This is a genomic window from Sphingopyxis sp. PET50 (genome assembly GCF_025244705.1).
Taxonomy (GTDB): Bacteria; Pseudomonadota; Alphaproteobacteria; order Sphingomonadales; family Sphingomonadaceae; genus Sphingopyxis.
The window spans coordinates 3,447,803-3,459,761 of the sequence record NZ_CP104207.1 but is presented as its reverse complement, the minus strand read 5'-3'; the positions used below and the strand labels follow the sequence as shown (position 1 = coordinate 3,459,761).

General features: G+C 68.5%; 10 protein-coding genes and 2 pseudogenes. 3 read left to right on the top strand and 9 right to left on the bottom strand.

The features are described 5' to 3' along the window. Positions 1–100: 100 nt before the first annotated feature. The 9 genes and pseudogenes from N0A20_RS18245 to N0A20_RS18205 all read right to left on the bottom strand — a co-directional run bounded on the left by N0A20_RS18245 (position 101) and on the right by N0A20_RS18205 (position 7,592). Positions 101–901 carry an epoxide hydrolase gene (locus N0A20_RS18245; protein WP_312846565.1) on the bottom strand — a complete coding sequence of 267 codons (801 nt, stop codon included), beginning with the start codon at positions 899–901 and terminating at the stop codon, positions 101–103. Between the two features lie 37 nt (positions 902–938). Continuing rightward, positions 939–1,430: a hypothetical protein gene (locus N0A20_RS18240; RefSeq protein WP_260581716.1), complete on the bottom strand. Its 492-nt coding sequence runs from the start codon at positions 1,428–1,430 to the stop codon at positions 939–941. Between the two features lie 43 nt (positions 1,431–1,473). Further along, the gene (locus N0A20_RS18235; protein WP_260581715.1) at positions 1,474–2,223 is read right to left on the bottom strand and encodes an MAPEG family protein; all 750 of its coding nucleotides are present in this window, start codon (positions 2,221–2,223) and stop codon (positions 1,474–1,476) included. After that, entirely contained in the window at positions 2,220–3,086 is an 867-nt protein-coding gene (locus N0A20_RS18230) for a 3-hydroxyacyl-CoA dehydrogenase NAD-binding domain-containing protein (RefSeq protein ID WP_260581714.1), read from the bottom strand. The genes N0A20_RS18235 and N0A20_RS18230 overlap by 4 nt, the downstream gene beginning before the upstream one ends. 183 nt (positions 3,087–3,269) lie before the next feature. Continuing rightward, on the bottom strand, positions 3,270–4,256 hold the full coding sequence (gene egtD, locus N0A20_RS18225) for an L-histidine N(alpha)-methyltransferase (RefSeq protein WP_260581713.1): 987 nt from the start codon (positions 4,254–4,256) through the stop codon (positions 3,270–3,272). A 2-nt stretch (positions 4,257–4,258) separates the two neighbouring features. After that, a pseudogene (gene egtB / locus N0A20_RS18220) lies at positions 4,259–5,570 on the bottom strand (ergothioneine biosynthesis protein EgtB). A 182-nt stretch (positions 5,571–5,752) separates the two neighbouring features. Then, positions 5,753–6,334, bottom strand: coding sequence for a cob(I)yrinic acid a,c-diamide adenosyltransferase (locus N0A20_RS18215; RefSeq protein WP_260581712.1), 582 nt, complete (start codon positions 6,332–6,334; stop codon positions 5,753–5,755). A gap of 10 nt (positions 6,335–6,344) precedes the next feature. After that, positions 6,345–6,569: an HIG1 domain-containing protein gene (locus N0A20_RS18210; RefSeq protein WP_260581711.1), complete on the bottom strand. Its 225-nt coding sequence runs from the start codon at positions 6,567–6,569 to the stop codon at positions 6,345–6,347. A 9-nt stretch (positions 6,570–6,578) separates the two neighbouring features. Further along, positions 6,579–7,592, bottom strand: coding sequence for a glutamate--tRNA ligase family protein (locus N0A20_RS18205; RefSeq protein ID WP_260581710.1), 1,014 nt, complete (start codon positions 7,590–7,592; stop codon positions 6,579–6,581). Between the two features lie 170 nt (positions 7,593–7,762). Here N0A20_RS18205 and N0A20_RS18200 point away from each other — a divergent pair. The 3 genes and pseudogenes from N0A20_RS18200 to ppc all read left to right on the top strand — a co-directional run bounded on the left by N0A20_RS18200 (position 7,763) and on the right by ppc (position 11,894). After that, positions 7,763–8,328, top strand: a pseudogene (locus N0A20_RS18200) (HNH endonuclease). Positions 8,329–8,462: 134 nt separating this feature from the next. Next, the gene (locus tag N0A20_RS18195; RefSeq protein WP_260581709.1) at positions 8,463–8,876 is read left to right on the top strand and encodes a YbaY family lipoprotein; all 414 of its coding nucleotides are present in this window, start codon (positions 8,463–8,465) and stop codon (positions 8,874–8,876) included. Between the two features lie 339 nt (positions 8,877–9,215). Next, positions 9,216–11,894, top strand: coding sequence for a phosphoenolpyruvate carboxylase (ppc, locus tag N0A20_RS18190; protein WP_260581708.1), 2,679 nt, complete (start codon positions 9,216–9,218; stop codon positions 11,892–11,894). Positions 11,895–11,959: the final 65 nt, after the last annotated feature.

The window sequence follows — 11,959 nt, the reverse complement described above, 5'->3', positions numbered from 1 at the left end:
CGCGGCGCTGTTGGTCAGCCAGTACAGGCTGACGGTGTCGAGCATCGCGTCCCTGGTCAGCGCCTTTTCCGGATGGCCGCCGATCGACTGGCCGCCGGGTTCATGGCCGCAATCGGTCCAGCCATGGCATTTCTCGACGATCCAGCACATCTGCCCGACGGGCGAATCGGCGAGAGCATAGCCGATGGTCTGCGGCCGCGTCGCCTGCTGGGTCGAATAGCCATTGTCCTTGGCGCGGTACCACCCGAAACGCGCAAGATAGGCCTTTTCGTCTTCGCTGAGGTCGGTCATCGTCGCCGGATCGGGCTAGGCCGACGATCATGTTGACATGGATGCCGGCACAACGGTCGGCGTGACGGCCGCCAATCGCGCAGGTCACCGCGCTGCCCCAGTCGCCGCCCTGCGCGAAATAGCGGCCGTAACCGAGCGCGACCATCAGCGCATTCCATGCAGCCGCGATCTGCTCGACGCCCCATTTGGCCTCGACGGGCTTGCCCGAAAAGCCGTAGCCGGGAAGCGACGGGATGACGAGATGATAGTCGGCCGACAGCGGCTCGACGACGTCGAGGAACTCGATCACCGACCCCGGCCAGCCGTGGGTCAGGACGAGCGGGCGCGCGGCGGGGTTGTCCGAGCGGATGTGGAGGAAATGGATGTCGAGGCCGTCGATCGTCGCGAGAAAATTGGGATGGCTGTTGAGCCGCGCCTCGATGCGGCGCCAGTCATAATGATCGCGCCACCAGGCCGCGAGTTCCTGCGCATAGGCCAGCGGGACGCCCTGGTCCCAGTCGTCGACCGTTTCCTTCTCCGGCCAGCGCGTATTCGCGAGCCGCGTCTTCAGATCGTCGAGCGCCGCCTGCGGCACGTCGATGGTGAAGGGCCGGATATCATCGACCTGCATGACCCTCTCCACCCTCTCCCCTGTCGGTCATTCGAGGCTATGGCCGCGCCGGGGCCTTGCAACCGCGCTCCAGCCCGACACCCTTCAGGAAGCCGCGGCGGACCGTGCCGGCATAGATCGCCATCGCATAGCGCCGCCGTTCGGCATTGGCGCCGGTGACCTCGCCGATCAGGCCGCCGAAGGGGATGAAGGACCCGGCGACATTGCCCGCGACGCGCCCGGCGGTCTTTTCGCGCTTCTTGTCGCGGCTTTGTTCGACCTGGGCGTTGACGTCGGGGCCGAGCACCGCGTCGAGTTCGGTGATTTCCTGGATGATCGCGGCGCATTTGCCGAGGCCCGCGAGCGAATAGGGGTCGTCCTGGACCGCCAATAATTTGGCGGGGACTTCCTTGCCGTCGAAGGGCTCGGTCACCGAATTGGCGGTGTCCTTGATCGTCGAGTCTTCTTCGGGCGAGCCCTTCTGGGCGTGGGCCGCGGGCGACAGGATCAGGGCGCCGATCGCGCAGGCGACGAGGGATTTGCGTTGCATCACAGGCTCTCCGTTCTTCGGACGCGCGGCATGCGTCCTCTCGCTAACGTCCGGAACCGCGATCGGCTCCCAAAAACCCAAAACAATCCGCGATATAGCCGCTGGCAACCGCCTCGCCGCCGACGCCGGACAGGCATCGGCGCGGCCCCGGACCAGCATCGCATCGCAGGCCCCCAACGGCCCATCGCGCCGACCCGCCTGGTTTTGCGCCCCGGCGCGGCGTCCGTCCAGCCGAAAATCGCGGCCTCAGCCGCCGGACATCAACGCCGCGGCGGCCAGCAGCGCGGCGACGCTCGGATAGAAGGTCAGCCCGAAACCGAAGGCCCGCCCCGGCCCGCCGCGGGCATAGCCGAGCCGCGAAGGCGATCCGGCCGGCGACGAACAGCAGCACGAGCGCCGCGATCACCGCCATCCGCCCGGGCGGCAGGAGCAGCGCGAGCGCCAGATGAACGGGCACCGCCAGCACGACCTGTTCGAGCGTGTTCTGCAGCACCGCCCGGGATTCGCGGATGGCCGCGCTCTCGGTGGGCGACGCACCGCCGCCGATATCCTCGGCGGAGTGGAAGCGCTGGCTGGCGACACGGCCGATCGCCATGGCAAGGCAGACGAGCAGCGCGAGGTCGAGCCGCAGCGCAAGCGACAGCCGCGCCATCGGGTCACCGGCGCGCGGGACCAGCGCATCACCCGACAGCCAGGCGAGGGTCAGGACGATCAGGCCGGTGACCGCCGCCGCCGCCGCGCCGCGGGCGACGCCGCGCTGCTCGCGGGCGAGGTCGACCGGCGGCGGCGTCACCGCGTCGGCACGGGCGCCTCGCCCGTCCAGTCGTAGAAGCCGCGCCCGGCCTTCCTGCCGACCCAGCCCGCCTCGACATATTGGACGAGCAAGGGCGCGGGGCGGAATTTGGGATCGCCGGTGCCCGACTGCAGCACGCGGATGATTTCGAGGCAGGTGTCGAGGCCGATGAAGTCGGCGAGGGTGATCGGCCCCATCGGATGGTTGAGGCCCAAGCGGCAGCCGGTGTCGATGTCCTGCATCGTCGCGACGCCCTCGCCGAGCGCAAAAATGGCTTCGTTGATCAGCGGCATCAGCACGCGGTTGACGATGAAGCCCGGCGCGTCGTTGGCGTGGACGATTTCCTTGCCGAGCCCGCGGCCATAGGCCTCGACCGCGGCGAGCGTGGCGTCGCTGGTCGCGAGGCCGCGGATCAGCTCGATCAGCCCCATCACCGGCACCGGGTTGAAGAAATGGACGCCGATGAAGCGCGCCGGGTCGGGCGCCGCCTGCGCGAGGCGGGTGATCGGGATCGAACTGGTGTTGCTGGCGAGGATCGCCGTCGCGGAGAGATGCGGACCGACGCTGGCGAAGATCGCGCGCTTGATCTCCTCGCGCTCGGTCGCGGCCTCGATGACGAGGTCGGCGGGGGCGAAGGCGGCGTGGTCGGCGACGGGGGTGATCCGGCCGAGCAGCGCATCGGCGTCGGCCTGTGTCATCTTTTCCTTCGACACGAGGCGGCCGAGCGCCTTGGCGATGCCCGCCTTGCCCGCTTCGGCGCGGGCGAGGTCGATGTCGGAGAGCAGCACGTCGTGGCCCGCGCCCGCCGACACCTGCGCGATGCCCGCGCCCATTTGCCCTGCCCCGATGACGCCGACGATCATATTTCCATTCCTTGCTGCCGGACATTCGCCGCCGCGAATAATCCCAAAACACCCCTGTCTCCGTTCGCCCTGAGCTTGTCGAAGGGCTGTTTTTTTGCCGCCGAAAAGAAAGAACGGTCCTTCGACAAGCTCAGGACAAACGGAAGAGGAAGGACCGTTGCTCTAGATTCTGAAACCCGCGCGTCAAGGGGCCGAGCGGAACTCGGTCGCCTGCGCGAGGATCAGCGCGAAGGCGGGATCGGCGTCGTCCCAGGTCGCAAGCGGTGTCCAACCGCCCGCGCGGAGCAGCAGGTTCGCGTCGCGCGGGCCATATTTGTGGCTGTTCTCGCTGTGGATCGTCTCGCCCTTCGCCATATGATAGGCGCGGCCGTCGACGGTGAAGTCCATGTCGCAGGCGGCGACGAGATGCATTTCGATGCGGGCGTGGACATCGTTCCACACCGCGCGATGGATGAAATTGTCGACCGGAATATCGCCGCCGAGCTCGCGGTTGATCCGGTCGAGCAGGTTGAGGTTGAACGCCGCGGTGACTCCCGCCGGATCGTCATAGGCGCGTTCGAGGATGCCGATATCCTTGATCCGGTCGATGCCGATCAGGAGGAGCGATCCGTCGCCGAGCGCCTCGCGCCAGCTGCGCAGGAGGTCGACCGCGGTGCGCGCGACCATATTGCCGATCGTCGAGCCCGGGAAGAAACCGAGCTTGGGCAACGGGCAGATTTCGCGCGGCAGCGCGACGCGCTGGGTGAAGTCGGCCTCGACCGGATAGATGGGCAGGCCCGGAAAGCGCGCCGCGAGCGCCGCCGCGCTGTCGCGCAGGAAATCGCCGGAGATGTCGACCGGGACATAGGCCGACGGAGTGATCGCTTCGAGCAGCAAAGGCGTCTTGGTCGAGCTGCCCGAGCCGAGTTCGACCACCGCGCGGCCGGGGCCGATCGCCGCGGCCATCTCGCCCGCATGGCGTTTCAGGAGGTCGGTTTCGCTGCGCGTCGGATAATATTCGGGGAGCGCGGTGATATCCTCGAACAGGGCCGAGCCGGTCGTGTCGTAGAACCAGCGCGCGGGCACCGCCTTTTGCGCCTGCGACAGCCCGGCGTGGACGTCGGCGCGAAAGGCGGTGTCGACGCCCGCATCGTCCGCGGAAATCTGCCGAAGTTGACGCACAACACCCATGGTCACAGATCCTTCGCGAGCCGCACGCCGGTGAACTGCCAGCGCTGGTGAGGGTAGAAGAAATTGCGGTACGACGCCCGCAGATGGCCGCGCGGGGTCGCGACGCTGCCGCCGCGCAGCACGAACTGGCCGCTCATGAACTTGCCATTATATTCGCCGACCGCGCCGGGGGCGGCGCGGAAGCCGGGATAGGGGCGATAGGCGCTGCCGGTCCATTCCCACACGCTGCCGAACATCTGTTGCGGTTCGGTGTCGCCGGTGGGCGCGGCGGCGGGCTGGACCGGTCCGGCGGCGTCGAGCTGGTCGCCCGAAGCGGAATCGAACGCCGCCGCGGCCGCCTCCCATTCCATCTCGGTCGGCAGGCGGGCGCTAGGCCCATGTCGCGAAAGCGTCGGCCTCGAAAAAGCTGATATGGGTGACGGGCGCCGCCGGGTCGATTTCCCGCCAGCCCGAAAGCGTGAACTGCCGCCCGTCGTGCCAGTAAGCGGGCGCCTCGACATCCTCGCCCTGCACCCACGCCCAGCCGTCGCTGAGCCAGAGCGCGGGGGTGTGATAACCGCCGTCGGCGATGAATTGCCGCCACTCGCCATTGGTGACCGGACGGCTGGCCAGGGCGTGCGGGGTGAGAAGCGCGGAAAAGCGCGGAAGTTCACAGTCGAATGCGAAAGTGTCGCCGCCATGGCCGATGTCGACGACGCCTTCGGCGCCCCGGATCCAGCGCATCGGGCTGGCCTTGTCCCCTTCGGCGGAAGCCGCGGAAAACCGCGCAACTTCATTCGCGATCGCAGTTTTTTCCCACACCGCCGGGCCGAGTGGATTCTGGGCGAAGAGATGCTTGATGTCGGTGAGCAGCAATTCCTGATGCTGCTGTTCGTGATGGATGCCGAGCTCGACCAGCGCCAGCGCGGCGCGCGGCAGGCCGGGGATCGCGCTTTGCACCGCGGTATCGACATGCGCGCGCCAGACGCGCACCTCGTCGAGCGACGGCCGCGTCAGCAATCCGCGCCGCGGGCGGGCATGGCGCGGCCCCTCCGCCTCATAATAGCTGTTGAAGAGGAAGGGATAGCGCGCGTCGAACAATTGATAGCCCGGCACATGGTCGCGCAGCACGAAGGTTTCGAAGAACCAGCTCGTGTGCGCGAGGTGCCATTTGGCGGGCGACGCGTCGGGCATCGACTGCGCGCTCGCGTCGGCGTCGGAGAGGGTCGCGACGAGATCGAGCGTCAGCCGGCGCGTCGCGGCGAAACGCCGGGCGAGCCGCGCGGCGTCCTCGGCGCTTTCGGTGATCGGCGAAGCATCGGTGCGGCTGGCCATGGCAAGACAATCCCCCGGACGGCGATTCGGTTTCGCGATGGCGCCGAATATGGTTACAGGCGGGACGAATGTCTAGAACATTTGGGGAACGATAATCCGCGCGGCGGTTGTCTTGTCGTCACCGCAGGAAACCCCGTCGCTTCGCTCGCAATGACGAAAATAGGGATGTCGGGGAGTCTGTCTCAGCGCGTGGCGCCGGGCTTCCACAAGATGTCGCCGCCCGCTGCGGCGTTGAGGTGGCGGGTCAGCACGAAGAGATGGTCCGACAGGCGGTTGAGATAGGTCAGCGCGATCGGGTTGAGCTCGCGCTCCCCCGCGGCGGTCACCGCGGCGCGCTCGGCGCGGCGCGCGATGGCGCGGGCGAGGTGGAGGCGCGCCGCCGCCTCGGTCCCGCCGGGCAGGATGAAGCTCCTGAGCGCCTCCAGCCCTTCGTTCATCGCGTCGATCTCGTCCTCGAGCCGCGCGATCTGGCTGGGCACGATGCGCAGCGCCATTTCACTGGGCCCGAAGCCGAACTGGATGTCGGGCGGGGTCGCAAGGTCGGCGCCGAGGTCGAACAGCTCGTTCTGGATGCGCGACAGCATCCTGGCCGCGTCGCCGCCCGCGTCGAGCGCCGCCGCCGCGACGCCGATCGCGCTGTTCGCCTCATCGACATCGCCGATCGCCGCCATCAAAGCGTCCGACTTGGCGACGCGCGATCCGTCGACAAGGCCCGTTGTGCCGTCGTCGCCGGTGCGCGTGTAGATCTTGTTGAGCTTGACCATGGGTCGGGGGCTATTGCCCGGCGGCGAGGAAGCCGATCAGGATCAGCAGGATGATGGTGATCGCCTGCCACTTCACGCGCGCCATCATCATCCTGTTCTGCATCACCTGATTCTCGTGGAGGGTGCCGTCCATCGCGGCGCGATGCCCCTGCGAGAAATAGAAGAGCCCCCGCGCGAGCGAAAAGAGCACGAAGCCGGCGGCCACAACCACGCCGAGGACAAGCAGGATGTTCATGCGTCCTATCTAGGGCATTCGCAGCGAATATCCAGTGGGAAGCCGCCCGCCGAGCAGATCGGCGGCGAGCGCGCGCCCGTCGATCCCCGCCGCGCGCAGCGCGGCGAGCGAGGCCGCCGCGTCGCGCTTCGCGAGCCTTTTGCCGTCGGGGCCGCAGACGAGCGCATGATGGCGATAGCGCGGCACCGGCAGGCCGAGCAGCGCCTGGAGCAGGCGATGGACGTCGGTCGCGGCGATCAGGTCGGCGCCGCGGATGACGTGCGTCACCCCCATCGCCGCATCGTCGAGCGTGCTGGCGAGGTGATAGCTGGCGGGGGCGTCCTTGCGCGCGAGCACGACATCGCCATGCGCGCGGGGGTCGGCAAGGCGCGGGCCCTGCCCCTCCTCCTCCCATTGGAGGTCGCCGGCGAGACCGGCCGCCCGGTCCATGTCGAGCCGCCAGCAATGCGGCTCGGTCGCAAGGCGGCGCTCGCGTTCGGCCTCCTCGATGATAAACTCCGTGGTAGCAAAATCTTGCCGATTCCCCGAGCGAAGCCGAGGGGCCATGCCGAGCGAAGTCGAGGCAGCAACGTCGAAGCTTCTCGCTCCGCTCGAAGGAGCCCCTCGGCTTCGCTCGGGGAGGCGGGTTATATGTGTTGCCCGACCCTGCGAAGGGCGGCAGGTGCCGGGGTAGATGGCTCCCGATGGCCCGTGCGGGGCGGCAAGGCTCGCCGCGATATCGGCGCGGGTGCAGAAACAGGGGTAGATCAGGCCGCGCGCGCGCAGATCGTCGAGCGCCGCCTGATAGCTGCCCAACCGCTGCGACTGGCGCACCGGGTCGCCGTCCCAAGCGATGCCGAGCCATCGGAGGTCCGCCAGCGAAGCGACGACATAGGCCTCGCGCGAGCGGCCGCCGTCGATATCGTCGATGCGGAGCCGGAAGCGCCCGCCCGCGCGCCGCGCCGCGTCACAGGCGAGCAGCGCGCTATAGGCATGGCCGAGGTGCAGCTCGCCGGTCGGGCTGGGCGCGAAGCGGGTCAGCATGGGGCGCGTTTTGAATCCATATGCTGTGGGACTCGTTCGTAAATCTTCCCACATGTTGCGGCAGATGCCCCCTTGACGTCAGATTCTGATGCGTCATGTAATGCGCCTGTCACGTCGGGACGGCAGTGGCGCGTCATCCCGAGCAGCACAGGGGGCAGCGTTACCAAGCCATGTTTCATCCCGATCTTGCCCGGCATCCCGATTCCTGTCCGGCCCTCGTCCTCAATGCAGACTATACGCCGCTGAGTTATTACCCGCTGAGCCTGTGGCCGTGGCAGACCGCGGTCAAGGCGGTATTCCTCGACCGCGTCACCATCGTCGAGAATTACGAGCGCGAAATCCATTCGCCGACGCGGACGATGCCGATCCCCAGCGTGATCGCGCTCCGGCAATATGTGAAGCCGTCGCAATATCCGGCCTTCACGCGCTTCAACCTGTTCCTGCGCGACCGTTTTTCGTGCCAATATTGCGGGTCGGGCAAGGACCTGACCTTCGACCATGTCGTGCCGCGGCGCCTCGGCGGGCGCACGACGTGGGAGAATGTCGCGACTGCCTGCGCGCCGTGCAACCTCAAAAAGGGGGCCGCACGCCGCAGCAGGCGCATATGCCGCTGCACCAGCAGCCGTGGCGCCCGACGTCGTGGCAGCTGCAGGACAATGGCCGCGCCTTTCCGCCGGGTTATCTGCACGAAAGCTGGATCGACTGGCTGTACTGGGACGTCGAGCTGGAGGGGTAGAAGCCCCGCCAGCGCCAGCTATAATGTGTTTCCCCGCGAAGACGGGGATCCATCTCCCGCCGGTTCCACATTGTGCTGACCGGAGATGGGCCCCCCGCCTTCGCGGGGGCGCACGGCTTGGTCAGGAGAAGAGGATGCTCCGTTTCGCCGCACCGATCGCCCTCGGCCTGTCGCTCGCCGCGTGCGCCACGATGATGCCGGGCGAAAAGCCCGTCACGGTCACCGGCGCCATCGCCTATCGCGAGCGCATGGCGCTGCCCCCGACCGCGCAGGTCGAGGTGCAGATCGCCGACGTCAGCCTGGCCGATGCGCCGTCGCGCACGATCGCGCAGCAGAGCTTCACCGCCGACGGGCGGCAGGTGCCGCTCGCCTTTTCGCTGACCGTCGACGAGCGCCGGCTCGACCCGCGGCACCGCTATGCGGTGTCGGCGCGCATCACCGACGCGTCGGGCAAGCTGATGTTCATCACCGACACGCACAACGGCGTGGCGTTCGACGGGCGGCCGCGGATCGACATGGGGACGCTGATGCTGGTGAAGACGCGCTGATCCCGATTCCGGGGCGCCCGGACCGGCGTCCCTGGTTTGGAAGCAGGCACGGGCGGCCGTTTCGGGCGGTAGCGGACGTTGATCTCCCCTCCCGCAGGCGGGAGGGGTCGGGGGTGGGCAGCGACGTTGCCACGGCCCACCCCGCTGCGACTAACGAACAAGTTCGTAAGTCTCGCTGCCCCTCCCGCTTGCGGGAGGGGAAACCGGTTCATTCCTCAAATGTCCGCCGCCCCGCAATCGTCATCCGCCGTTCCTGTCGTCGGGCCGGGCCGGACGCATAGCTATGCCTCCCACCGCCGCGCTTGACCCTGCCCCTTCGCAGGTGCAGCATCGCCGTCCATGGGCCCGCCGATCCAGATCTCGCAGAATCCCGACATCCGCTATCTGGGGCGGATTCTCGGCGACGTGATCCGCGCCTATGGCGGCGAGAAACTGTTCCGGCAGACCGAATATATCCGCTCGGCGAGCGTCGACCGGCACCGCGGGGTCGCGGGGGCCGAGGCGATCGATCCGGGGCTCGATGCGCTCAGCCTCGACGACACCATCGCCTTCGTGCGCGGTTTCATGCTGTTTTCGATGCTCGCCAACCTCGCCGAGGACCGGCAGGGGGTGGCGGCCGAGCCCGAGGCGACGGTCGCGGCGGCGCTGGACCGGCTGCGGCAGGACGGGATCGACGGCGATGCGGTCGCGGCGCTGATGGACGCGGCGCTCGTCGCGCCGGTGCTGACCGCGCACCCGACCGAGGTGCGGCGCAAGTCGATGCTCGACCACAAGAACCGTATCGCCGAGCTGATGCTGCTGCGCGACGCGGGGGCCGAGGAGACGGCGGAAGGCGACATCGTCGAGGAAGCGATCCGGCGGCAGATCGTACTGCTGTGGCAGACGCGCCCGCTGCGCACCGAAAAACTCTTCGTCGCCGACGAGATCGACAATGCGCTGACCTATTTGCAGGGCGTCTTCCTGCCGGTGGTGCCCAAGCTTTATGCACGCTGGGAGAAGGAGCTGGGGCGGCGCCCCGCGAGTTTCCTGCGCGTCGGCAGCTGGATCGGCGGCGACCGCGACGGCAATCCCTTCGTCACCGCCGAGACGCTGACCATGGCGACCGGCCGCAACGCCGCCGCGGTGCTCGGCCATTATGCCGACGCGGTGCACGCGCTGGGCGCCGAACTGTCGGTATCGGCGGGGCTGGCGCCGGTTCCGCAAGCCGTCGAGGCGCTGGCCGAGGCCAGCGGCGACAATGCGCCGAGCCGCCGCGACGAACCCTATCGCCGCGCGCTGTCGGGCATCTATGCGCGGCTGACCGCCACCTATGCCGCGATCACCGGCAAGGCGCCGCCGCGCCCGTCGGCGCTGGCGGGCGAAGCCTATGCGGCCCCCGACGAATTCCGCCGCGACCTCGTCACGCTCGCCGACGGACTGGCGGCGGGCGGCGAGGGCCAGCTCGTCGGGATCGGCGCGCTCGGGCGGCTGATCCGCGCCGTGGAGGTCTTCGGCTTCCACCTCGCGACGCTCGACATGCGGCAGAACAGCGCGGTGCACGAACGCGTGCTGGCGGAAGTGCTGCGCGTCGCGGGGGTGTGCGCGGATTATGCGGCGCTGGACGAGGAGGCGCGCGTCGCGCTGCTCACGCGCGAACTGGCGAGCGACCGGCCGCTGGCGGCGTCGTGGCATCGATGGAGCGAGGAGACGGCGGGCGAGCTCGCGATCGTCCGCGCCGCCGCCGACATCCGCGCGCGGCTGGGCGAGGACGCGATCTGCCAGTGGATCATCAGCATGGCGCAGACGCTGTCCGATCTGCTCGAGGTCCATGTGCTGGCGCGCGAGGCGGGGCTGTGGCGGAGCGGCGAAGCGGCGGGCAAATCGAACCTGATGGTCGTGCCCTTGTTCGAGACGATCGCCGACCTCGTGCACGCGCCCGCGATCATGGCGCGCTATTTCGCGATGCCCGAAATCGGCCCGCAGGTCGCGGCGCGCGGGCATCAGGAAGTGATGATCGGCTACTCCGATTCGAACAAGGACGGCGGCTATCTGACCTCGACCTGGGGGCTGCACCAGGCGTCGCAGGCGCTGACCCCGGTGTTCGCGGCGGCGGGGCCGAGGATGCAGCTTTTTCATGGCCGCGGCGGCGCGGTCGGGCGCGGCGGCGGCAGCGCCTTCGCCGCGATCCGCGCCCAGCCCGCGGGCACGGTGCAGGGCCGCATCCGCATCACCGAACAGGGCGAGGTGATCGCCGCCAAATATGGCACGCCCGACAGCGCGGCGAACAATCTGGAGGCGATGGTGTCGGCGAGCCTGCTCGCCAGCCTCGAGCCCGAGGCGCTGGGCGCGGCCGACGCCGCGCGCTTCACGGCGGCGATGGATGCGCTGTCCGACAGCGCCTTCGCCGCCTATCGCGGGCTGGTTTACGAGACGCCGAGCTTCAAGGATTTCTTCCGCGCGATGACGCCGATCGCCGAGATCGCGACGCTGAAGATCGGGTCGCGCCCGTCGAGCCGCACCAGGTCGACCGCGATCGAGGATCTGCGCGCCATCCCCTGGGTGTTCAGCTGGGCGCAGGCGCGCACGATGCTGCCGGGATGGTACGGAACGGGCGAGGCGTTCGCGGCCTTTGCCGACAAGGCGTTGCTCGCCGACATGGCGCAGAGCTGGCCGTTTTTCGCCGCCTTGCTCGGCAATATGGAGATGGTGCTCGCGAAGTCCGACATGGGGATCGCGGCGCGCTATGCCGAGCTGGCGGGCCATGTCGAGGGGCATGATGCCATCTTCACGGCGATCCGCGACGGATGGAACCGCGCGCATGACGGGTTGCTGACGATCACCGGCCAGACGCGGCTGCTCGACAGGAATCCGGCGCTCGAGGCGTCGATCCGGCTGCGGCTGCCCTATATCGAACCGCTCAACCTGCTCCAGATCGAGCTGATGAAGCGCCACCGCGCGGGCGAGACCGATGCGCGCATCGCGGAAGGGATACAGCTGACGATCAACGCGATCGCGACGGCGCTGCGGAACAGCGGGTAAAGGCTGTTCCCCGGCGAAAGCCGGGGTCCATTTGGGGAGAGATGCGCTGACCATCTGGGCCCCGG